Annotated in this window: 23 protein-coding genes; 14 read left to right on the plus strand and 9 right to left on the minus strand. The window is 72.8% G+C overall.

Annotated elements, in window-relative coordinates:
• Window positions 1-366: 366 nt before the first annotated feature.
• A complete protein-coding gene (locus tag KBY32_RS08385) occupies window positions 367-1,050 on the plus strand; it encodes a glycerophosphodiester phosphodiesterase family protein (RefSeq protein ID WP_055622228.1) in 684 nt (227 codons plus the stop codon).
• 25 nt (window positions 1,051-1,075) lie between these two features.
• Here KBY32_RS08385 and KBY32_RS08390 read toward each other — a convergent pair whose 3' ends face one another.
• On the minus strand, window positions 1,076-1,627 hold the full coding sequence (locus tag KBY32_RS08390; protein ID WP_210979450.1) for a GNAT family N-acetyltransferase: 552 nt from the start codon (window positions 1,625-1,627) through the stop codon (window positions 1,076-1,078).
• A gap of 71 nt (window positions 1,628-1,698) precedes the next feature.
• Here KBY32_RS08390 and KBY32_RS08395 point away from each other — a divergent pair, with 71 nt between their 5' ends.
• On the plus strand, window positions 1,699-2,091 hold the full coding sequence (locus tag KBY32_RS08395) for a VOC family protein (RefSeq protein ID WP_210979451.1): 393 nt from the start codon (window positions 1,699-1,701) through the stop codon (window positions 2,089-2,091).
• Window positions 2,092-2,106: 15 nt separating this feature from the next.
• On the opposite strand, the gene KBY32_RS08400 is transcribed toward KBY32_RS08395, so the two are convergent.
• Window positions 2,107-2,643 (minus strand): MarR family winged helix-turn-helix transcriptional regulator, encoded by a 537-nt coding sequence (locus KBY32_RS08400; protein WP_055622231.1) that lies wholly within the window; start codon window positions 2,641-2,643, stop codon window positions 2,107-2,109.
• Complete coding sequence (locus KBY32_RS08405; RefSeq protein WP_308293675.1) at window positions 2,640-4,106, minus strand: FUSC family protein; 1,467 nt, start codon at window positions 4,104-4,106, stop codon at window positions 2,640-2,642. Before KBY32_RS08405 ends, KBY32_RS08400 begins: the two co-directional genes overlap by 4 nt.
• Window positions 4,107-4,250: 144 nt before the next feature.
• Between KBY32_RS08405 and KBY32_RS08410 the strand changes: the two genes are divergently transcribed.
• The 3 genes from KBY32_RS08410 (at window position 4,251) to KBY32_RS08420 (ending at window position 6,432) form a co-directional block, all read left to right on the plus strand.
• A complete protein-coding gene (locus tag KBY32_RS08410; protein WP_210979452.1) occupies window positions 4,251-4,790 on the plus strand; it encodes a DUF5134 domain-containing protein in 540 nt (179 codons plus the stop codon).
• Between the two features lie 169 nt (window positions 4,791-4,959).
• On the plus strand, window positions 4,960-5,667 hold the full coding sequence (locus tag KBY32_RS08415; protein WP_210979453.1) for a phosphatase PAP2 family protein: 708 nt from the start codon (window positions 4,960-4,962) through the stop codon (window positions 5,665-5,667).
• A gap of 75 nt (window positions 5,668-5,742) precedes the next feature.
• Complete coding sequence (locus KBY32_RS08420) at window positions 5,743-6,432, plus strand: HAD family hydrolase (RefSeq protein ID WP_210979454.1); 690 nt, start codon at window positions 5,743-5,745, stop codon at window positions 6,430-6,432.
• A gap of 97 nt (window positions 6,433-6,529) precedes the next feature.
• Here the strand turns inward: KBY32_RS08420 and KBY32_RS08425 are convergent, their stop codons facing one another.
• Window positions 6,530-7,045 (minus strand): hypothetical protein, encoded by a 516-nt coding sequence (locus KBY32_RS08425; RefSeq protein WP_247689135.1) that lies wholly within the window; start codon window positions 7,043-7,045, stop codon window positions 6,530-6,532.
• A gap of 334 nt (window positions 7,046-7,379) precedes the next feature.
• Between KBY32_RS08425 and KBY32_RS08430 the strand changes: the two genes are divergently transcribed.
• Window positions 7,380-8,072 carry a TetR/AcrR family transcriptional regulator gene (locus KBY32_RS08430; protein ID WP_210979455.1) on the plus strand — a complete coding sequence of 231 codons (693 nt, stop codon included), beginning with the start codon at window positions 7,380-7,382 and terminating at the stop codon, window positions 8,070-8,072.
• Here KBY32_RS08430 and KBY32_RS08435 read toward each other — a convergent pair.
• Complete coding sequence (locus tag KBY32_RS08435; RefSeq protein ID WP_210979456.1) at window positions 8,060-9,556, minus strand: LVIVD repeat-containing protein; 1,497 nt, start codon at window positions 9,554-9,556, stop codon at window positions 8,060-8,062. The genes KBY32_RS08430 and KBY32_RS08435 overlap by 13 nt on opposite strands.
• Before the next feature lie 63 nt (window positions 9,557-9,619).
• Here KBY32_RS08435 and KBY32_RS08440 point away from each other — a divergent pair, with 63 nt between their 5' ends.
• The gene (locus tag KBY32_RS08440; protein WP_210979457.1) at window positions 9,620-10,303 is read left to right on the plus strand and encodes a DUF305 domain-containing protein; all 684 of its coding nucleotides are present in this window, start codon (window positions 9,620-9,622) and stop codon (window positions 10,301-10,303) included.
• A gap of 82 nt (window positions 10,304-10,385) precedes the next feature.
• Here KBY32_RS08440 and KBY32_RS08445 read toward each other — a convergent pair whose 3' ends face one another.
• Window positions 10,386-10,841: a DUF6214 family protein gene (locus tag KBY32_RS08445; protein ID WP_210979458.1), complete on the minus strand. Its 456-nt coding sequence runs from the start codon at window positions 10,839-10,841 to the stop codon at window positions 10,386-10,388.
• 200 nt (window positions 10,842-11,041) lie between these two features.
• Here KBY32_RS08445 and KBY32_RS08450 point away from each other — a divergent pair, with 200 nt between their 5' ends.
• Window positions 11,042-12,385 carry an FAD-dependent oxidoreductase gene (locus KBY32_RS08450; protein ID WP_210979459.1) on the plus strand — a complete coding sequence of 448 codons (1,344 nt, stop codon included), beginning with the start codon at window positions 11,042-11,044 and terminating at the stop codon, window positions 12,383-12,385.
• 38 nt (window positions 12,386-12,423) lie between these two features.
• On the opposite strand, the gene KBY32_RS08455 is transcribed toward KBY32_RS08450, so the two are convergent.
• On the minus strand, window positions 12,424-12,783 hold the full coding sequence (locus tag KBY32_RS08455; RefSeq protein ID WP_210979460.1) for a helix-turn-helix transcriptional regulator: 360 nt from the start codon (window positions 12,781-12,783) through the stop codon (window positions 12,424-12,426).
• 147 nt (window positions 12,784-12,930) lie between these two features.
• Between KBY32_RS08455 and KBY32_RS08460 the strand changes: the two genes are divergently transcribed.
• Complete coding sequence (locus KBY32_RS08460; RefSeq protein ID WP_210979461.1) at window positions 12,931-14,010, plus strand: NADH:flavin oxidoreductase/NADH oxidase; 1,080 nt, start codon at window positions 12,931-12,933, stop codon at window positions 14,008-14,010.
• A 64-nt stretch (window positions 14,011-14,074) separates the two neighbouring features.
• Here the strand turns inward: KBY32_RS08460 and KBY32_RS08465 are convergent, their stop codons facing one another.
• Window positions 14,075-14,836 (minus strand): PaaX family transcriptional regulator C-terminal domain-containing protein, encoded by a 762-nt coding sequence (locus KBY32_RS08465; protein ID WP_210979462.1) that lies wholly within the window; start codon window positions 14,834-14,836, stop codon window positions 14,075-14,077.
• Between the two features lie 75 nt (window positions 14,837-14,911).
• Here KBY32_RS08465 and KBY32_RS08470 point away from each other — a divergent pair, with 75 nt between their 5' ends.
• The gene (locus tag KBY32_RS08470; protein WP_210979463.1) at window positions 14,912-16,606 is read left to right on the plus strand and encodes a DNA alkylation response protein; all 1,695 of its coding nucleotides are present in this window, start codon (window positions 14,912-14,914) and stop codon (window positions 16,604-16,606) included.
• Between the two features lie 90 nt (window positions 16,607-16,696).
• Here the strand turns inward: KBY32_RS08470 and KBY32_RS08475 are convergent, their stop codons facing one another.
• Window positions 16,697-17,284 carry a hypothetical protein gene (locus KBY32_RS08475; RefSeq protein WP_210979464.1) on the minus strand — a complete coding sequence of 196 codons (588 nt, stop codon included), beginning with the start codon at window positions 17,282-17,284 and terminating at the stop codon, window positions 16,697-16,699.
• A 221-nt stretch (window positions 17,285-17,505) separates the two neighbouring features.
• On the opposite strand from KBY32_RS08475, the gene KBY32_RS08480 reads away from it, so the two are divergent.
• The 4 genes from KBY32_RS08480 to KBY32_RS08495 all read left to right on the plus strand — a co-directional run bounded on the left by KBY32_RS08480 (window position 17,506) and on the right by KBY32_RS08495 (window position 21,450).
• Window positions 17,506-18,648 (plus strand): sialidase family protein, encoded by a 1,143-nt coding sequence (locus KBY32_RS08480; RefSeq protein ID WP_210979465.1) that lies wholly within the window; start codon window positions 17,506-17,508, stop codon window positions 18,646-18,648.
• A gap of 73 nt (window positions 18,649-18,721) precedes the next feature.
• A complete protein-coding gene (locus KBY32_RS08485) occupies window positions 18,722-19,399 on the plus strand; it encodes a uracil-DNA glycosylase (RefSeq protein WP_210979466.1) in 678 nt (225 codons plus the stop codon).
• Window positions 19,396-20,406, plus strand: a complete 1,011-nt coding sequence (locus tag KBY32_RS08490) for a BadF/BadG/BcrA/BcrD ATPase family protein (RefSeq protein ID WP_210979467.1) — start codon at window positions 19,396-19,398, stop codon at window positions 20,404-20,406. Before KBY32_RS08485 ends, KBY32_RS08490 begins: the two co-directional genes overlap by 4 nt.
• A gap of 120 nt (window positions 20,407-20,526) precedes the next feature.
• Window positions 20,527-21,450 carry a sirohydrochlorin chelatase gene (locus KBY32_RS08495; protein ID WP_210979468.1) on the plus strand — a complete coding sequence of 308 codons (924 nt, stop codon included), beginning with the start codon at window positions 20,527-20,529 and terminating at the stop codon, window positions 21,448-21,450.
• The last annotated feature ends 24 nt before the right edge of the window (window positions 21,451-21,474 follow it).

Consider the following 21,474-nt stretch of genomic DNA (forward strand, 5'->3'; position numbering starts at 1 on the left):
CTCGCGTAAAGAGACCGTATACATACGAGGTTCCTCCCAGCAAGAGGAGGCTCGGGAAATTATCCTGCGCACCCTCAAGGTCACCGCACTTTTTCCTGTCGCACCCGAGGAATGCGATTGAGCCGCCGTCAGATGGGCATACGTCGCTCCTACCCAGCAAGCCCCGGTCAATCCCCACAGGACTCGCCCACCCCAGGGTGACGGCCCACCGCCGTGTCTGCCAGCCGTGCCCTGTCACGCAGCGCGAACCCCGTGCACATGTGGGGTTCATCACGCGCGGCGGCCACTAGGCTCGGGCTGCCACGCGAACAGTGCCCTCCGGTTCGCCTGCGTGCCGAGCCGCCGTCGACGGAAGCGAGTTGAGTCTTGAACTTCCTTACCATCGGTCACCGCGGAGTCATGGGTCTCGAACCCGAGAACACCCTCCGTTCCTTCGTCGCCGCCCAGCAGGCCGGCCTCGACGTCATCGAACTCGACCTCCACCTGAGCAAGGACGGCGCCCTCGTCGTCATGCACGACACCGACGTGGACCGCACGACCGACGGAACCGGCGCGATCGCCGACAAGACCCTCGCCGAGCTCCGCGCCCTGGACGCGGGCCGCGGCGAGCGCGTACCGGTGTTCGAAGAGGTGCTGGACGCGGTACGGACGCCGCTGCAGGCGGAGATCAAGGACGTGGCCGCCGCCCGGGCGCTCGCCGAGGTGATCACCCGCCGCGATCTCGTCTCCCGCGTGGAGGTGTCCTCGTTCCACGACGACGCCGTCGCCGAGATCGCCCGCCTGGTGCCCGGGATCCGCACCGCGCTGATCGCCAGCCGCTACGGCACCGACATCGTGGACCGCGCGGTCGCCGTGGGCGCGGCGACGGTCTGTCTCAACATCCGACGTCTCACCCTGGAGATCGTCGAGCACGCCCGCAAGGCCGACCTCAGGATCATCGGCTGGGTCGTCAACACGCAGGACCATCTGCGGCTCGTCCGCGCCCTGGAACTGGACGGCGCGACCACCGACTACCCGGAGATCAAGCGCACCGGCCGCTTCACCGCGTAGCCGCCCCCGCAGGGGCGCGTACCGCTCAGCCGAGCTCCTTGACCAGCAGCTCGAACTGGAGGTCGTCGCGCTGTGGGATGCCGAAGCGCTCGTCGCCGTACGGGAACGGCGTCATCCGGCCCGTACGGCGGTAGCCGCGCCGCTCGTACCAGGCGATCAGATCGTTCCGTACCGAGATCACCGTCATGTGCATCTCGGTCACCCCCCAGGTCGCACGGGCCTGCCGCTCCGCCTCCGCGATGATCACCTTGCCGAGACCGGCGCCCTGCAGCTCCGGGCTGACCGCGAACATCCCGAAATAGGCGTACGTCCCGCGGTGCTCGAGCTGGCAGCAGGCCACGATCCGGCCGTCGCGCTCGACGGTGAGCAGCCGGCTGTCGGGCGACTTGACGACCTGCAGCACACCCTCGGGGTCGGTCCGCTGCCCTTCGAGGATGTCGGCTTCGGTCGTCCAGCCGGCGCGGCTGGAGTCCCCGCGGTAGGCCGACTCGACGAGCGCGACGATCGAGTCCACATCGGCGTCGGTGGCGTCCCGGAAGACGAGTCCGGCACGGGCGTCGGGCGCGGCGGTGTCCATGGTGCGTTCTCCCCCATCTCGGGCGCGGCTAGGGCACCGCAGAGCCTAACGCGCCACTAGTCTGCGGCTGCATGGTGCATGTACTGAGCGGCCGGACCCTCCTGCGTCCCACCGACCCCGAGCGGTCCCGAGCGTTCTACGGCGAGCAGCTGGGCCTCGCGGTGTACCGCGAGTTCGGGACGGGCGCCGAGCGCGGCACCGTCTACTTCCTCGGCGGGGGCTTCCTGGAGGTCTCCGGCCGGTCCGAGACCCCGCCGTCACCGGCGATCCGGCTGTGGATGCAGGTCGAGGACGTGGCGGCCGCGCACGAGGAGCTGGTGGCGAAGGGCGTCGAGATCGTCCGGCCGCCGCTGCGGGAGCCGTGGGGCCTGATCGAGATGTGGATCGCCGACCCGGACGGCACACCGATCGTGCTGGTCGAGGTACCTGCGGAACATCCGCTGCGCTACCGCCCCGGCATCTGAGCCACGGCCCGCCCGTCAGGCCCGCAGGCTGCCGAGCCGCCCCTCCAGCCGGGTGAGCAGATCGCCCAGCAGGGAGGCGAGCTCTTCCTGGCCGTCGGGGTCGAGGTCGGACAGGACGGCCGTCTCGTAGGCGAGCTGTTCGGGCAGGATGCCGTCGACGAGGTCCCGGCCGGCGTCGGTGAGGCGGACGTGGGCGACCCGGCGGTCGCGGGTGTCGCCGCGCCGCTCGACCAGTCCGCGTTCGCTGAGCGCCTTGAGGCGTTTGGTGACGGCGGCCCCGGAGGAGAAGGTCTCGCGGGTGAGCTCGCTGGGGGTGAGTTCGTGGCCGGTGCGCCGCAGCGCGCCCAGCAGGTCGAACTCGGCACGGCTCAGGCTGGCCCGGCGCAGCGGCGCGTCCTCGGCCTGCTGGAGCAGGGCGGCACAGCGGTTGATCCGGCCGATGATCTCCATGGGGGCGGTGTCGAGGTCGGGGTGCACGGTCCGCCACTGGCGGACCACGGCGGCCACCGTGTCCTGTCGCGTCCCGGTCGGCCCGCCGTTCGTCGCCGTCATGGCCGTACGCCCTCCGTCGTGTCGCTCTGTGTGCGCTGGTCTGGGTGCGGCACCTCGCGGTGTTCCGCCCCGGCGAGCGTACGGGGTGTCCCGCGCCCGCTTCGCACGACCCGCGCGCGGGCGCGGTCCGGGACGGCCAGGGCGGCGAGCAGACCGACGAGCGCGCCGACGATCGTGTCCAGCACGCGCTCGCCGATGAGGCGTCCCGGGTCCTGGAAGCCGGCGAACTCGGTGATGAGCAGGGCCATGGGGGTCACACAGACACTGCCGAGCCAGTAGTTGCGGCCGATGAGGGCCTCGGCGCCGAAGTTGAGGGCGGCGCAGCACAGGACGAGGGCGAGGCCGCCGGTGTGCGCGAGGGGCACGAGGGCGGCGAAGAGGAGGACGCCGAGGAGGTTGCCGACGACGCGCTGGACGCCCCTCCCCCAGGTCAGCGTGAGGCTGGCCTGGTAGAGCGAGGCGGCGGTGACCAGCGCCCAGTACGGGCGGCCGACGCCCAGCGCGAGGGAGGCGTAACCGGCGAACGCGCAGCCCAGGGCGGTACGTACGGCGAGCCGGCCGAGGGGGCGGACCCGCGCCCACAGCGGGTCCCGCGGGGCGGGTTCGCCCCGCAGGAGTGTGAGGTCGTCGACCAGCGGTACGGGCTCGGTTCCGCGCAGGTCCCGGGCCCAGGCGCGCAGCAGGTCCGGGTCGGCGTCGGCGGGGGCCGCGAGCGCGATCTCGGCACGGTCGAGGAGGCGGCCGAGCGCCCGGCGGGCGTCGGTGGCGCGGCCGGCGCCGAGCAGGGCCTGGCGGGCGGCGGCCAGGGCGGTCGCGGCGTTTGCGCTGTCGGTGTGGTCGTGCACGGCGGCGGACTCGGCGTGGGCGCGGGTGTGCTCGCGCACGGACTCGGCGTACGGGGCCGTCGCGCGGAGAGCCGCCGCGGTGGCCCGGCGCTCGGGGCCGTGCGGGCGCAGCAGGCCCGGTGCCATGCCGACCAGCCAGGCCCAGGCGCCGGCGGCGGCCCCAAGGGCGAGGTGGCCGGGGATCTCGGCGAGCGTCTGGGGCACGAACAGGGCGGCGGAGCTGACGAAGGTGAGGATGACGTTGCCGGGCGGGCCGATCCGGGTGGCGTCGCACAGCACTTTCTGGACGGCGGCCAGGACCGCGCCGACGGTGACGAGGACGACGGCACTGCCGGTGAGCGAGGCGGCGAGCAGGGCGGCGGCGAGACCGCCGAGCATGCCGAGCAGCACCCACGCCAGGGTGCGGGCGCGGGCGGCGTAGGGGCGGTTGTGGGCGTAGAGCGCGCACAGGGATCCGGCCATCGTGTACATCGCCAGGTCGAGCCGGTCCAGCGCCACCAGGGTCAGGTTGGGCGGGGCGACGGCGGCGACCACGCTGAGGGCGGGCTTGAACCAGATCTCCGGGGGCCGGCCGAGGCGCAGCACGCGGGCGACCTCAAGCGGAATTCGACTACTCACTTCATCACTTTAGCGAGTGTTTTACCCGTGAATCAAATGCCGGTGCACCTCCGAACGCTCCCCGTGTACACCTCTGCGCCCGCGTGGCCCCCACCGCGCCCGGGCATCGACGCACTGTCCGAACCGTCGAGCGGGGAGGTACGCGTGCACGGACCGGCTTCGCCCGGCTGGCTGCTGGTCGCGCTGTGCGCGGTGACCGGCGCCTACTGCCTGCTGCGGATGCGCAGCCAAGTGGAGGAGCAGCGCCGGGCCGCGGGCGGCGAGGCGCTGATGGGTTTCGGGATGGCGGTGATGGCGGTGCCCGCGGCGGTCTTCACTCCGCCCGACTGGGCCTGGCCCGTCTACGCGGCCGTGTTCGGCGCGGCGGCGCTGCACGCGCTGTGGTCGGCGCGGGCCGGCGGACACCATCTGCACCATCTGGTGGGCGCCGCCGCCATGGTGTACATGTCCCTGGCGATGGCCGCCGCACCGGGGGGCGGGGGCGGACACGGTGACGCGGGCGTCCCGCTCCTGACGGGCGTCCTGCTCGCCTACTTCACGGGCTATGTACTCCTCTCCGGGGTCCGGATGGTGCCGGTCGTGGCGGGCGGGCCTGGGGTGGGCTGGGGCGACCGCCCGGAGCTGGCGCGCGCGTGCCGGCTGTCCATGGGGATCGCGATGCTGGCGATGCTGCTGACCCTCTGAACGGGTTCCGCCGGGCGGCCGTACAGAAGCGCACGGATACGCGGGGTGGCCCTGGGTATGCGGTGGACCACGGTGTTCATCCTGGGGGCGGCCGGAATGGCCGCGGCGCGGGCCGCGGACGCACCATTGGTAGTGGAGTCCCGCCCCACGAGTCGGCGAGGATCCCTGTATGCCCACCCGGTCCGTCGAGTCCCCGCCCCATCCGAGGGCCGAGCGCACGGTCCCCCGCTGGGCCGGCGCCCTCGGCTTCGCCTCGGCACTCCTGCTCACCCTCGTCGTGCTCCGCTGGAACCCGCTGATGCGCCTGGACGCCGACATCGCGGACACCTCACACGGCTGGGCCGTCGATGCGGACGCGATGACGCAAGCCTGCCGCATCCTGACGGACTGGGTGTGGGACCCGTGGACGATGCGGATCCTGACCTTCCTGGTGGCGATCTGGCTCGTGTGGCGCCACGCCGCCCTCTGGACGGCGGTATGGCTGGTCATCACATGTGCGCTGGCCACACTGGTCCAGCAGACACTAAAGGCAGCCGTCGACCGGCCCCGCCCGGTGTGGCCCGACCCCGTGGACTCCGCCCACTACGCCGCCTTCCCGTCCGGGCACGCCATGACCGCGACGGTCGTCTGCGGCCTCCTGTTGTGGCTGCTGCACCGGTATGGCGTCGTCGGCCTCGTGTGGCACACGGCGGTCGCGGTGGCGGTCGTGTCGGTGGCCGGGGTCGGACTGACCCGGGTGTGGCTGGGCGTCCACTGGACCACGGACGTCGTCGGAGGCTGGCTGCTGGGCGCCTTGGTGGTGGTCCTGGCGGTAGGCGTCGACATCCGCCGCCGCTCACGGGACCAGGCGCACCCGACCGACGAAGTGCCGCTCTGACGCACAGGGCACCCCGCCCACCCCCATGGCGCGATCTTGCCTCACGGCACCGAGCGGCCACCTACGATCACACCCATGACCGCAGTGCTGTTCGATTTCTCCGGGACGCTCTTCCGTGTCGAGTCCACCGAGTCATGGCTGCGCGGCACCCTCGCCGAGGCCCCCTGGGACCTCCCCGAGGCCGAGCTGCTGGAGGCGGCGCGGGCCCTGGAGGTGATGGGCGCGCTCCCCGGCGGCGCCCCGCCCTCCTGGCTCCCCGAGGAGGTCGCCAGCGTGTGGGGCGTGCGGGACACGAGCGAGGAGCTGCACCGAACCGCGTACACCGGCCTCTCCCGGCAGGTACCACTGCCGGACGACCGTCTGCACGACCTGCTGTACGACCGGCACATGACCCCGGCCGCCTGGGCGCCCTACCCGGACGCGGGCGACGTGCTGCGGACCCTGCGCGAACGCGGGGTGGGCGTCGCGGTGGTCAGCAACATCGGCTGGGACCTGCGCCCTGTGTTCCGGGCACATGGACTCGACCCCTATATCGACGCCTACGTGCTGTCCTTCGAGCACGGCGTCCAGAAACCCGACCGCCGCCTGTTCACGGTGGCCTGCGAGGCGCTCGGCGCCGATCCCCGGGACGTCGTCATGGTCGGCGACAGCCGCCGGGCGGACGGCGGCGCGGCGGTCCTGGGCTGCACGGTCCACTTCGTGGACCACCTCCCGGCGACAGAACGCCCGGACGCCCTGCTGCCGGTCCTGGACCTCGTGGGCTGAAGCGCCCCGCACCCGCCGCCGGAGCGGGGGTGCGGGGCGTCGCGCCGGACGGCGTGGCCGCGACCAGGCCGATGCCGGGCCGGCGTCCGTGGTTTCGTCAGTAGTTGCCGTTGGAAATCATGTCGCCGTCGCTGCCATAGACGGTGACGAGACCGTTCTTCGACTCGTAGCAGGACGCGAACGCGGACGCGATCAACTTGGCGTCGCCGTTGTTCTTGCTCAGGAGGCCCCCGGTGTAGTCGGTGAAGACCTCGGCCGCGTCGAGGATGTCGTTGCTCTTGTCGGCACCGGTGACCTTCGTGACGTGCTTGACGGCAGCCTTTTCGGCGGAGGTACCCGACTCGGCGACGCAGTCCTTGAACTGGTCGGCCTGGCTCTGGTCCTTCGCGGCCGGCTGCTCCTTCGCCGTCTTGTCCGCGTCGTCGTCACGGGCGGCTTTCGGCTTGTCAGAGGTGACGGCGGCAGCCTTGTCCTTGTTGCTGTTGTCGGTGGCGCTGTCGTCTCCGCCGCCTGCGACGGAGCCGATGACGACGAGCCCGAGGAAGACGGCCGCGCAGATCCCGACGATCTTGCCCGTGCTGCGCTTCTTCGTGAAGATGGTGTGTGGTTGCACTGTTGAGCCATGAACTTTCACGACCTCACCCGAACGGGGCACACGCGTCATGGCGGGCGGTCACGCTTCCGGAAAGAACACGCGGCTCGCGGCGCAGGCAGTCACCGAGGAGGAATGCGCGGAAGGGCCCGGCCGCTCGAGCCTTCGAGATGCAGGCGGCGATGACGTCGGAGCCGCGGCCGTCTCCGGACCTGCGCCGAGACACGTCAAGTCCGCCCTGGACGATCCCCCGCGTCGCCCAGGGCGGACGACAGAACCCGGGCGGGCGCTACGGCTCCGGACGGGCTTCGCTGAGTATAGTTGGCTGGCAGCCAGTCAACGCAGGAGTTACAGGATGTCCCCGCGCAGCGCCTCGGTCAATGAAGAGTTGCGGCGGCGTTCCCGGGAGCGGCTCCTCCAGGCGGCGGTGGAGCTGGTCGGCGAACGCGGGTTCGACGCGACCACGTTGGGTGACATCGCGGACCGGGCCGGATCGGCGCGCGGACTGGTGTCGTACTACTTTCCCGGCAAGCGCCAGCTGGTGCAGTCGGCCGTGCACCGGCTGATGCACCGGACGCTGGAGGAGGCGCTGGAGCGCGAACCCCGCACCGAGGACGGCCGGGAGCGGATGGCACGGGCCATCGACGCCGTGCTGGGCCTGGCCCGGGACCGGCCGGTGCTGATGCGCCAGCACATGGCGGGCATCCTGCAGGCGGAGGGCTTCGTGCAGTGCCCGGAGCAGCGGCGGCTGGCCGAGCTGCTGCGGGAGACCTGTGAGCGGTACGGCTCGCGGGACGTCGACGCGGACTATCCGATGCTGCGCGCTCTGCTGATGGGCGCGGTGTTCGCGGCGCTGGTGCCGGGGGTGCCGATGCAGGTGCCGGTGCTGCGGGCCGAGTTGTTCAAGCGCTACCGGCTGGACTGGGAGATGGGCGTCCCGCCGGACGCGGAGGCCGCGTCCGGCGGGACGTGCGACGAGGATCTGTCGCGGTTCTTCGCGACCGGGAGCGGGAACGGCCCCGGTCGTCCGGACGGTCAGTCGAAGTAGTCCGGCTGCGTCTGGACGTTGAGTTCACGCAGGTGGATCCGGCGGGCCGGGTCCGTGCGGCGGTCGTCGATCTTCAGGACGTCCAGGCCGCGCGCGATCTCGTTGGAGTAGATGTAGCCGTTGTAGTAGTACGCCGACCACGAGCCCGCGATCTGCAGGGTGTCCGTGGTCAGGGTGCCGCGGTCGAAGTAGGCGATCTCCTTCGGACGCTTGGAGTCGGTGAAGTCCCAGACCGAGATGCCGCCCTGGTACCAGGCCTGGACCATGAGGTCCTTGCCCTTGACCGGGATCAGGGAGCCGTTGTGCGCCACGCAGTTCTCGGTGTCGGCCTGGTGCCGGGGGATCTTGAAGTAGCTGCGGAAGACCAGCTTGCGCTCGTCGCCCTTGCCGACGATGTCGTAGATGCCGTCGGCGCCGCGGTCCGGGCCGATCTCGGCGTTGCAGGTGGCCGCGCCGCCACCGCCGAGCTCGTCGGTGAAGACGACCTTGTTCGCCTTCTGGTTGAAGGTCGCCGAGTGCCAGAACGCGAAGTTCACGTCGTCCCGCACCTGGTCGATGACCTTCGGGCGCTCCGGGTTCTTGATCGACAGCAGGATGCCGTCACCCATGCAGGCACCGGCGGCCAGGTCCTTGGACGGCAGGACCGTGAGGTCGTGGCAGCCCGTGGTCTTGCTGACGCGGCCGGGCGTGCCGGGGTTGCCGCCGCCGTCCGGGCCCTCACCGGGGAAGAGCACCGGGAAGTCGATGACTGCCGCCTTCTCGGGCGCGTGGCGCGGCACCTTGATGACGGAGATGCCGTCGTGCGGCGGCTGGCAGTCCGGGTAGGTGGCGCTGGGCGAGTAGGAGGAGACGTAGATGTAGACGTTCTTGCGCTCGGGCACCAGCGTGTGGGTGTGCGAGCCGCAGGCGGTCTCGACGGCGGCGACGTACTTCGGGTTGCGCTTGTCGCTGATGTCGAAGACCTTCATGCCCTCCCACGACGACTTCTCGGTGGCGGGCTGGGTGGTGCTGTTGCAACTGCTGTCGCTGCGCGAGGAGTCGGTGGACAGGAAGAGGAGGTCGCCGGAGACGGTGATGTCGTTCTGCGAGCCGGGGCAGAGCACCTGCGCCACGGTCTTCGGGGCCCTCGGGTTGCTGATGTCGAAGATTCGGAAGCCGTCGTAGTTGCCCGCGAAGGCGTACTTGCCCTGGAAGGCGAGGTCGGAGTTGGTGCCCTGGAGGGCGTCCTTGGGGACGTTCGCCACGTGCCGGATGTTGGCGGAGTGGACGATCTCGTCCTGGCCGGGTATCTCGCCGTCCTTCAGCGCCTTGCGCACCTCGGCACGGGTGCTCTCCGAGATCTTCTGCTCCTGGGCGGGTCCGTCCCCGGGGTCGGGGGTCGCGGTCGCCGGCTGCGCGGTCAGCAGAGCGCCGAGGAGTCCGGCGGCGACGGCCACAACTCCCAGGTGTCTGCGTCGGGTTCGGGAATTGCCGAACAGGATCACTGTTTTCCTCCCTTGTGCCGTTCGCACTGGAACGGTTCACGCACGCCCGAGTATCGTCTCAGCATGCCCATATCAAAAGGGGACCAGGCAGATGTGACACCGCTTTCATGGCGCCGGGCCCGCGTCGCCCTGACCGCGGCCGCCCTCGTGCTCGCGCTGGGAGCCTGCGACTCCGGCACCGACGCCAAGTCGCCTGCGGACAGCGGGCCTTCGGTGATCGTGCCGGGTGAGCCGGGCGAGCCCAACAGGGTGCTGTCCGCGGAGGAGGCCGCACGGCAGCGCTCCGAGGACGACTCCCCCAACTCCGCCGACGTCTCCTACGCGCGCATGATGATCCAGCATCATGAGCAGGCCCTGGCGATGACCGAACTCGTGCCGGAGCGGGCGCAGTCGGCGAAGGTGAAGAAGCTCGCGGCACGGATCGCCGCCGCACAGGGCCCGGAGATCGACGCCATGAAGGGCTGGCTGAAGACCCACGGCAAGGGCACCGAGGCCGAAGGCCACGAGCACGCGCACGCGCCGATGCCGGGCATGGCGACCGAGGCGCAACTGGCGAAGCTGCGCGCCGCGCGTGGGCAGGCGTTCGACCAGCTCTTCCTCACCCTGATGATCACCCATCACGACGGGGCGGTCACCATGGCCACCGATGTGAAGGCGCAGGGCAACAACATCCAGGTCGAGGAGATGGCCGACGACGTCGTCGCGCAGCAGACGACCGAGATCTCACGGATGCGGGACCTGCTCTGACCGAGCCGGACGCGCTGGACGAGCCGGACAGGGGACGCGCCGACGGGCGCCGGCGCGGCCCCGGGCCCGCCGACCGGCTACGTCACCGGCGGGCGCGGCGCGGTGGCAGGAATCCCGCGTCGCGCGCCTGCCCGATGAGCCGCAGCGACCGGCGACGGCTGTGCCCGGTCGCGCCCATCACCGCCAGAACGGGGTCCGCGCCCCGTTCCTGGGCCTGGCGGTACTCCCGCGCGACGAGCCACTGTCCCTCGACGCCGAGCGGCCACTCCGGGCGCGCCCGGCTCGCCCCGGAGCCGCCGCCCTGCCGCCCCGCGGCACCGCACGCCTGGGAGAGCGGATCCTCGATCCAGTCGGCGAGCGCCGCGAGGTCGTCCAGCGAGAGCGCCGGTACGGCCCGGACGTCCTCCAGGTAGACGCCGCCCTCGCCGACCACGGCGACCGCGTCCACATGTGCGCCGTCACCGAACTCCAAGCGGACACCCAGCCACGAGGTGGCCCCGGCGCCGTCCCGCACTTCCCACGCGGGCCACACGGACACGGTGCCGTCTGTCGCACAACGATCGGAAAGATTAAGAAAGGATGCTTCCAGCACACACGCAACGTAACCGCATGATCACATTCCATAACGAACGAACACGCTCCCCACGCACGGCACAGCACCCTGTCAGCGGAGCGGCGGCGGTGCGATGCTGGGAGTCGAGAGCGACTCCCGACCTTCCATGACCGAGGAGTTCCGCCGTGCTCAGGATCGCCGTCGTCGGTTCCGGCCCCAGCGGGTGCTACACCGCCCAGGGGCTCGTCCAGCAGCATCCCGGCGCGCTCGTCGACGTCCTGGACCGGCTGCCGTGCCCGTACGGCCTCGTGCGGTACGGGGTGGCACCCGACCACGAGAAGATCAAGTCCCTGCAGAACACCCTGCGCACGGTGCTGGAGCACGAGCGGGTCCGGTTCCTCGGCGGGGTGCCGGTCGGCCCGGACGGCGTACCGGCGGCCCGGCTGCGGGAGCTGTACCACGCGGTGGTCTACTGCGTGGGCGCCGCCGGCGACCGGCGCCTCGGGATCCCGGGCGAGGATCTTCCGGGCAGCTGGTCGGCGACCGAGTTCGTGTCCTGGTACAGCGCGCATCCCGACGCCGCCGCCGACGGGTTCCTGACCGGGGTGGGCTCCGCGGTGGTCATCGGCGTCGGCAATGTCGCGGTCGACGTGACGCGGATGCTGGCGCGCGGCGTGGCCGAGCTGAGCCCCACCGACATCCCGCACGCCGCGCTCACCGCCCTCGCCGCGAGCCGGGTGTCCGAGATCAGCATGGTGGGCCGGCGCGGCCCGTCTCAGGCCCGCTTCACCACCAAGGAGCTGCGCGAGCTGGGCGCGCTGCCGGACACCGAGGTCGTGGTGGACGGGCGGGAGCTGGCGATGGACCCGGCGTGCGCCGAGCCCGCCGCGCTGCCCGCGCCGCAGCGCCGGAACGTGGAGGTGCTGCGTGCCTGGGCCGAGGCCCCGGCGCGGGCCGCCCGGCACCGTATCCGGCTGCGCTTCTTCCTGCGCCCGGTCGAACTCCTGCCCGCCGACGGCCGCGTCGGCGCGGTGCGGTTCGAGCGGACGGCACCCGACGGGCGGGGCGGTGTGACGGGCACGGGCCGGTTCGAGGACGTCGAGGCGCAGTTGGTGCTGCGGTCGGTCGGTTACCGCGGAGTGCCGCTGGAGGGGCTGCCGTTCGACCCGGCGACCGGCACGGTGCCGCACCGGGACGGACGGATGCTGCGCGACGGGGCCGTGGCGCCGGGCGAGTACGTGGCCGGCTGGATCAAGCGAGGGCCGACCGGTGTCATCGGCACCAACCGGCCGTGCGCGAAGGAGACGGTCGCCTCCCTGCTGGCGGACGCGTCCGCGCTGGAGGGGAAGTCCGTGCCCGAGGAGCCGGTCACGGCCCTGCGGGCGGCCGGGATCGACCCGGTGCGCTGGCAGGGCTGGTGCGCGATCGAGCAGGCGGAGGCGGAACTGGGCGCGTCGCTCGGCCGGGGCACGGTCAAGCTCCCCGACTGGCAGTCACTGATGCGCGCGGCGCAGGGCGGCGGGTCCTAGATCGCGCCGGGCGCCGGGCGGGACTTCGCGGGCATGGCTCAGGCCTCGTCCTCACCGAGCCGTGCGGCCTGCCGTCCGGCCGCATCCAGGAGCGCGTCGAGGAGTCCGGGGAAGAGGTCGTCCAGGTCGTCGTCGCGCAGGCCGTTCATCTTGGCGGTGCCCCGGTAGATCTGCCGGATCACGCCGCTCTCCCGCAGCACCCGGAAGTGGTGCGTGGTGGTCGACTTGGTGACGGGCAGATCGAAGTGCGAGCACGTCAACTCCTGCCCGACCGACGCGAGTTCGCGCACGATCCGCAGCCGCATGGGATCCGACAGGGCGTGCAGCACCCCTTCGATACGGATCTCCTCGCGCGCCGGGTGCGGCAGGTCTCGGCTGCTGACGGCGGGGCTGGTCACGGCGGCTCCAGTTCGTCGGGCCCGCTGACGCGGTGCCCCTCACTCGGTTCCGGTCATTGTACGAGACCTCTCGTAGTTTGACATCCACCGTACTACGATGCCTATCGTACGAGTCGACCACCGGCCCCGTGACGAATGGAGTCCGCCGTGAGTGCGCTCTTCGAGCCCTACGCCCTGCGCGACCTGACCATCCCCAACCGCGTGTGGATGGCGCCCATGTGCCAGTACTCGGCGGCACCGGAGGGCCCTGACACGGGCGCCGCGAACGACTGGCACTTCGCGCACTACGCCGCCCGCGCGACCGGCGGCACGGGCCTGATCCTCGTCGAGGCCACCGCCGTCCACCCCGACGGCCGGATCACCCCGTACGACCTGGGCATCTGGAACGACCGGCAGGTCGAGGCGCTGCGCCGGATCACGGACTTCCTGCGGACCCAGGGCACCGTGCCGGGGATCCAGCTCGCCCACGCCGGGCGCAAGGGTTCGACCGGGCGCCCTTGGGAAGGCGGCGGGGCGGTGGGACCGGACGCGCACGGCTGGCAGCCGGTCGCGCCCAGCGCGATCGCCTTCGCCGAGGGACACCCGGTGCCGAGCGAGCTGACGGTCGACGGGATCCGTGACGTGGTGCGGCAGTTCGCGGACGCCGCCCGCCGCGCCCTCGCGGCCGGCTTCGAGGTCGCCGAGATCCACGGCGCCCACGGCTATCTGATCAACGAGTTCCTCTCCCCGCACTCCAACCACCGCACGGACGAATACGGCGGCTCGTACGAGAACCGCACCCGTCTCGCCCTCGAGGTCGTGGACGCCGTGCGCGCGGTGTGGCCGCAGGAAAAGCCGCTGTTCTTCCGGATCTCGGCCACCGACTGGCTGGGCGAGGACGGCTGGACCGACGACGACACGGTCCGCCTCACCGCCGATCTGCACGCCCACGGCGTCGACCTGCTCGACGTCTCGACCGGCGGCAACTCCCCCAGCGCCAGGATCCCCGTCGGCCCGGGCTACCAGGTGCCGTTCGCCGCGCGCGTCAAGACCGAGACTCCCCTGCCGGTCGCCGCGGTGGGGCTGATCACCGACGCCGAGCAGGCGGAGAAGATTCTCGCGAACGGCGAGGCGGACGCCATCCTGCTCGGCCGTGAGCTGCTGCGGAACCCGTCCTTCGCCCGCCATGCGGCGCGCGAGCTGGGTGGCGAGGTGCGCGTGCCCGACCAGTACCACCGGTCGGTCTGACCCACATCGAGGCCCGGCGGGCCACCGACCGCACCACACGGTCTCGGCCCGCCACCCCGAACCTCTACACCGCCTCGGACGTCAGCCCGCGCGTCTCTCCGGCCATCTCCCGCCGGTAGCGGGCGTACGCCGCCCGCAGGGCCGCGCCCGGCCAGTCGTCCGGGAGCAGGGCGGGCGGCAGCACCGGGTCGGCCGGCAGATGCCGTACGACCGCGGCGAAGGCGGTGAAGCGGGCGGACGGGGTGTCGGCGCGGGCCACATGGTCCAGCAGGGCGTGCCCGGTGGCGGCCCAGGCGTCCAGGTCCCACAGACCGGCGGCCACTTCACGGGCGCTCAGATCGGGCCGGGCCCGGTAGCACTGGGCGACCTCGTCGAGGGCCTCCGGCAGGGGGCGGCGCAGATTGGCCGGGCGCAGCCAGACGCCCTCGCGCAGTTCGGCGAGGCGGAGCCGGGTCAGCCGGGCGCGCAGTTCCGCCCGGTCGGCCGGGTCGCGTCCGGTGGCCGTGACCACCACCATCTCCCAGTCGCCGTCCCAGGTCCGGGTCTCCGGGTGGACGGCGTCGTCCTGCCGGCGCTGCCGCTCCAGAAGACGGTCGCTGAGCGCGTACACGCCGTCCGCGCGACGCAGGTCACCGGCCGCGACCATACGGCTCAGCGCCGCCCGCAGTGTGGTGCCCGCGATCCCGAACGGCTCGACGGCGCGCACCAGTTCCCGTACGGGCAGCTCCGGGGGGTGCAGGCCGAGCAGCAGGCTGAGGACGACCGAGCGGGCGGACAACGGGCGAAGCTCCACCTCGTCACCCCGCTGTCCCGCGTCCTCGCCCATGAGCAGGTAGCTTACGTGCCGGATCGGCGTATTACAGTATTGCTGCGGTCGTAGCGATGGTGCAACATGGGCCGCATGGTCTCGACACCCGCCCAGGAGCAGCCCGTGGACCCGCAGGACCGGTCCGGGCCGTACGCCACCCACGACGTCTCCAACCAGCCGCCTCCGCTGGCCCCCTACGACGCGTCGCAGGAGATCGCGCTGTTGGAGGGGCTGCGGCGCGAGGGCGCCGGCTGGGCCGAGGAGGACATCCGGCGGCTCGGCCTGCGGGCCGGCAGCGCCGAGGCGCAGGAGTGGGGCGAGCTGGCCAACCGCCACGAGCCCGAGCTGCGCACCCACGACCGGTACGGCCATCGCGTCGACGAGGTCGAGTTCCACCCGAGCTGGCACCACCTGATGCGGGTCGCGGTCGGCGAGGGCCTCGCGGCGGCGCCCTGGGCGGACGACCGGCCCGGCGCGCACGTCGCCCGGACCGCGGGCGGGCTGGTGTGGGGACAGACCGAGGCCGGCCACGGCTGCCCGACGTCGATGACGTACGCCGCCGTCCCCGTGCTGCGCCGGCAGCCCGAGCTCGCCAAGGTGTACGAACCGCTGCTGACCAGCCGGGAGTACGACCCGGGCCTGCGGGTGCCGATGGAGAAGCGGGGCCTGCTCGCCGGCATGGGGATGACGGAGAAGCAGGGCGGCTCCGACGTCCGGACGAACACGACGACGGCGTGGCCGTCCGCCGAGCCCGGCGTGTACACCCTGCGCGGGCACAAGTGGTTCACGTCGGCGCCGATGTGCGACGTCTTCCTGGTGCTCGCGCAGGCCCCCGGCGGTCTGTCCTGCTTCCTGGTGCCGCGGGTCCTGCCGGACGGCAGTCGCAACACCTTCCGTATCCAGCGGCTCAAGGACAAGCTCGGCAACCGCTCCAACGCGTCCTCGGAACCGGAGTTCGACGGGACGGTCGCCTGGCTCGTCGGACCCGAGGGGCGGGGCGTGAAGACCATCATCGAGATGGTCAACTGCACCCGGCTCGACTGTGTGATGTCCTCGGCGACGCTGATGCGCAAGACGCTGGTCGAGGCGGGCCACCATGTGCGCCACCGCAGCGCGTTCGGGGCCCGGCTGATCGACCAGCCGCTGATGCGCAACGTCCTGGCCGACCTGGCGCTGGAGTCGGAGGCGGCGACAACGCTGACACTGCGACTGGCAGGAGCCGCCGACCGGTCGGTGCGCGGGGACGACCCCGACGGCACCGAGTCGGCGTTCCGCCGGATCGCCACCGCCGTCGGCAAGTACTGGGTGACGAAGCGGGGCCCGGCGTTCACCGCGGAGGCCCTGGAGTGCCTGGGCGGCAACGGCTACGTCGAGGAGTCGGGCATGCCCCGCCACTACCGCGAGGCACCGCTGCTGTCGATCTGGGAGGGCTCCGGGAACGTCAACGCCCTGGACGTGCTGCGGGCGCTGAGCCGGGAACCGGCCACCGTCGACGCGCTCTTCGCGGAGCTGGCCCTCGCGCGTGGGGCGGACGCCCGGCTGGACGCCTCCGTCACCCGGCTCAAGGCCGGGCTGGCCGAGGGGTCCGAGGCCGGGGCCCGGCGCCTGGTCGAGCGGATGGCCCTGACCCTCCAGGCCGCCCTGCTGGTCCGGCATGCCCCGGCAGCGGTCGCCGACGCGTTCTGCGCGACCCGGCTCGGCGGCGACTGGGGGCACGCCTTCGGGACCCTCCCGGACGGCGCGGACCTCGACGCGATCCTGGCGCGGGCCCTGCCGGACGGCGTCTGAGGGCCGCGCCGCGCATCAGGTGGCGGGCCCGCACCACACCGGGCCCCCACCGGGGGTGCCTCGCCACCTCGGGCCCACCAAGGAGCCGCCTCACCAGGTGGGGCGTCCGCCCCAGGACGGTCCGAAGCGGGCCCACTCCCGGCCCCACCACTCGATACGGCGGCTCTCCAGGCGGGTGCGCAGGGCGCGGCCCGCGACGAACGGGACGGCGGCCGCGCACAGACCCGCGAGGCCGCCCACCAGCGTCGCCCGCGTGTGCGCCTCGGCGGGGTTGGCGGGGCGGCCGACCAGGTGTCCTTCCGGGTCCGTCCACACGGTGACGGGTGTGCCGGCCGGGCTGCCGGGGCGGACGCGGGCCTGACCGGAGCGCGGGGAGCCGTCCGGCGCGCTCCAGCGGACCTCGGCCCAGACCCGCTCGGCGTTCGACGAGGCGGTGCGGGCGCCGGCCCGGCCCGGCGCGTCGTCGCCGAGCAGGGCGACGACCGGCCGCCACTCGGCCCGTTCGCGGGCCAGGCCCCGCTCCACGGTGCCGGCGGTCGTCAGACAGGTGAGGACACCGGCGAGGACCATGGCCGCCCAGACCGCGAGCAGGACCCACGACTCGAGCGCGTCGGCGCGGCGCTTGAGCGGATTGCGCCGCCACCGCCACAGCCACACCCTGCGACCACGGAACGCCATAGGCGGCTGCCTCCTCACGAGCGCACGGACGCGCGGCACGGACGTGCCGGGCCGGCTCACACCCATACGGGCCCCGGCGCGCGGTTGCTCACGCCGCGGGACCGTCGCGGGCGTGGGCCGCGTCACGCAGTACCGGCGTCCGTCCGGCCCGGGAGGCCGTCGCCGGGGAGCGTCATCGCCGCTCCGACCTGCGGTGTCGCCCTTCGCGGGGGTGACTGTCAGTGGTGGGGTGCAGACTGGCCGGTGTCTGGGACAAAGGCGTCGCGGAGGTGACCGTCATGACCGAGGTATTGCTCGCAGTGGGCACACGCAAGGGCCTGTTCATCGGCCGGAGGCGAGGGGGGACCTGGGAGTTCGACGAGAGTCCGTACTTCAACGCACAGGCGGTGTACTCGGTCGCCGTCGACACCCGGGGCGACCGCACCCGGCTGCTCGTCGGCGGGGACAGCGCGCACTGGGGCCCGTCCGTGTTCCACTCGGACGACCTGGGCCGCACCTGGACCGAACCGGCGCAGCCGGCGGTCAAGTTCCCCAAGGACACGGGGGCCTCGCTGGAGCGGGTGTGGCAGCTGCACCCGGCCGCCGCGGAGCCCGACGTGGTGTACGCGGGCACCGAACCGGCGGCGCTGTACCGCTCGGAGGACCGGGGCGAGACGTTCGAGCTGGTCCGGCCGCTGTGGGAGCACCCGACCCGGTCCAAGTGGGTGCCGGGCGGCGGGGGCGAGGGCCTGCACACCGTGGTCACGGACCCGCGCGACCCGAAGACCCTGACGGTCGCCGTCTCCACGGCGGGCGTGTTCCGCACCACCGACGGCGGGGCGAGCTGGACACCGTCCAACTCCGGTGTCTCGGCGGTGTTCCTGCCGGATCCGAACCCGGAGTTCGGGCAGTGCGTCCACAAGGTCACGCAGGACGCGGAGGACGCGGACTGCCTGTATCTGCAGAACCACTGGGGGGTGTACCGCAGCGACGACGCGGGCGGGCACTGGACGGACATCGGCGAGGGCCTGCCGTCCACGTTCGGGTTCGCGGCCGCCGCCCACCCGCGGCGCGGCGGGACGGCGTACGTCTTCCCGATCCAGGCCGACTCCGACCGCGTACCGGCGGAGCGGCGCTGCCGCGTCTTCCGTACGGCGGACTCGGGCGGGACCTGGGAGCCGCTGACGGCGGGTCTGCCGCAGGAGGACCACTACGGCACGGTGCTGCGGGACGCGCTGTGCACCGACGACGCCGATCCGGCGGGCGTGTACTTCGGCAACCGCAACGGCGAGGTGTTCGCGTCGGCCGACGACGGCGACTCCTGGCGTCAGCTGGCCTCCCATCTGCCGGACGTGCTCTGCGTCAGGGCGGCGGTGATCGGATGACCGGGCGCGGCTTACGGGCCGCCTCCGGCCACCGGTTGATCGGCGCCTCCCGTACGGCAGTAGGGTGACGCCCGTGGCTCCACGACCCTTGCATGAAATCGTCGAACCGGGCTGGGCGAAGGCCCTGGAACCGGTCGCCGACCGGATCGCCGCGATGGGGGACTTCCTGCGCGCCGAGATCGCGGCCGGACGCACCTATCTGCCCGCCGGGCCGAACGTCCTGCGGACGTTCCAGCAGCCGTTCGACGAGGTGCGGGTCCTGATCGTCGGTCAGGACCCCTACCCCACCCCGGGGCACGCCGTCGGTCTGTCGTTCTCGGTGGCCCCCGAGGTGCGCCCGCTGCCCGGCAGTCTCATCAACATCTACCGGGAGCTGGGTTCCGACCTGGGGCTGCCGCAGCCGTCCAACGGCGATCTGACGCCCTGGACACAGCAGGGCGTGCTGCTGCTCAACAGGGCGCTCACCACGGCCCCGCGCAAGCCGGGAGCGCATCGTGGCAAGGGCTGGGAGGAGGTCACCGAGCAGGCGATCCGCGCGCTCGCCGCACGCGGCAAGCCTCTGGTGTCCATCCTCTGGGGCCGCGACGCCCGCAACTGCCGTCCGCTGCTCGGGACCCTTCCGTCGGTGGAGTCGGCGCACCCCTCGCCGATGTCGGCCGACCGCGGGTTCTTCGGCTCGCGTCCGTTCAGCCGGGCCAACGACCTGCTGATCCAGCAGGGCGGTCAGCCCGTGGACTGGCGTCTGCCGTGACCGGTACCGGGGGCGGGCCGGCCGGGTTCCTGGCCGTCGATTCCGGCGGTTCGGGGCTGCGCGTCGTCGTCGGCGAGGCCGGACGCGGGGTGCTGGCCCGGCGGGAGTCGCGCGAGCCCCTGCGGACCGGGGACCGGGGGCTCGACCCCGACCACCTCATGGGGCAACTGGTGCCCATGGTGCGTGCGTTGACCGCAGACGCCGGGGTCAGCCGGCTCGGCGCCGCCGCGATCGGCGCGGCGGGGATGGCCTCCCTCGGGGACGCCCTGCGGGACGAGCTGCCCCTCGCGCTGGAGCGGGCGTTCGGCATCCGGCGGGTCGCTCTCGCCGCAGACGCGGTCACCGCCTATGTGGGCGCACTGGGCTCCCGGCCCGGAGCCGTCGTGGCCGCCGGTACGGGTCTGATCGCGATCGGCACCGATCTGACGGCGTGGCACCGCGCCGACGGCTGGGGGCATCTGCTCGGCGACTGCGGCGGCGGCGCCTGGATCGGGCGGGCCGGACTGGAGGCGGCGCTGCGCGCGCACGACGGGCGCTCCGGGGGTTCCGCCGCGCTGCTGGCGGCCGCCGAGGAGCAGTTCGGGCCAGTGCGAGGGCTGCCGGGCGCGGTGTATCCACGTACGGACCGGGCGGCCGTCCTCGCCTCGTTCGCCCCGCGGGTGGCCGCCTGCGCGGCCGACGGGGACCCGGCGGCCGTGGAGGTGCTGCGGGGCGCCGCGCGCCATGCGGCGGACTCGGCGGCGGCCGTCTGCCCGCCGTCGGGCACGCCGCACCTGGCGCTCACCGGTGGCCTGTTGAAGCTGGGTGACCCGTTGCTCGGCCCGCTGGACGAGGAGATGGCGCGGCGGCTGCCGCACGCGCGGCGCGTGCCGGCCGCCGGGGACCCGTTGGAGGGCTCCGTGTGCCTCGCGACCGACCTGGTGACGGGCCGACTGGCACTGCCCGGCGACCCGGCGATGCTGACCGTGATCGAGGGGGCGACCGTGACAGAGGGCGACGAGGAGTGATCTTCCGGGGTCGCGCGATCCCCCTCTGCGCGGCAACCAATCCGACAAAAGCGGACGGATACCGCTCACCTGCACCCTCCCCGAACAGGGGAGCCCAGGAAACCAGTAACATGCGGCGCCATGAGCTCCCCCACTGGACCCGCGTCCGGCCTGCCAGTACGAATGCCGCGACCCCGCCAGCCCGGGCGGCACCGCCGACCCGAGCCCCTGGCGGCTCCTGAAGGCGCGCCCGCGCTCGTCCTCGCGGTGCCCGGCACACCGAGTGCCGCAACCCGCGGCCTCGCCGAGGAGGTCGTGAGCATCGCCCGCTCCGAGCTTCCCGGCCTCGACGCCCGCATCGGGTACGTCGACGGTGACGACGGGGAGTTCCCCACGCTCCAGTCGGTGCTCACGCGGGCCGCCGAGGAGCGCACCGCCCGTTACGAGCAGGCGATCGCCGCGGGCGTGGAGGCCAAGCAGCCCGAGGGCCCCGTCGCCGTGGTCGTGCCGCTGCTCGCCGGCCCGGACAGCGCGCTGCTGCGCGTCATCCGCCAGGCCGTGATGGACAGCCGTGTCGCGGCCGATCTGACCGATGTGCTCGGCCCGCACCCGCTGCTCGCCGAGGCCCTGCACGTGCGCCTGTCGGAGGCCGGTCTGGCCCGCGCCGACCGGGCGCGCCTGTTCACCGTGGCCACGGCCGCGGACGGCATCATCCTGGCCTCGGTCGGCGGTGACGAGGCCGTGCAGGCGGCCGGCATCACCGGCATGCTGCTCGCCGCGCGGCTCGCCGTGCCGGTGATGGCGGCGGCCCTGGACCAGGAGGGCTCGATCGCGGCGGTCGCCGAGCAGCTGCGGTCCTCAGGTTCGCAGCAGCTGGCGCTGGCCCCGTATCTGATCGGCCCGGAGATCGACGCCGCCCTGATCGAGGAGGCCGCGCGGGAGGTGGGCTGCTCCGCCGCCGAGGCGCTCGGCCCCTACCCGGCGATCGGCAAGCTGGCCCTGTCGCAGTACACGACGGCGCTGGGCATCGCCCCGCAGCAGGCGCAGGGCACGCCGGTGCGCTGACGCCCGCACAGACCGTGACGCGGA

This window comes from Streptomyces sp. RK62, from assembly GCF_018070255.1.
Lineage (GTDB): Bacteria > Actinomycetota > Actinomycetes > Streptomycetales > Streptomycetaceae > Streptomyces > Streptomyces nigra.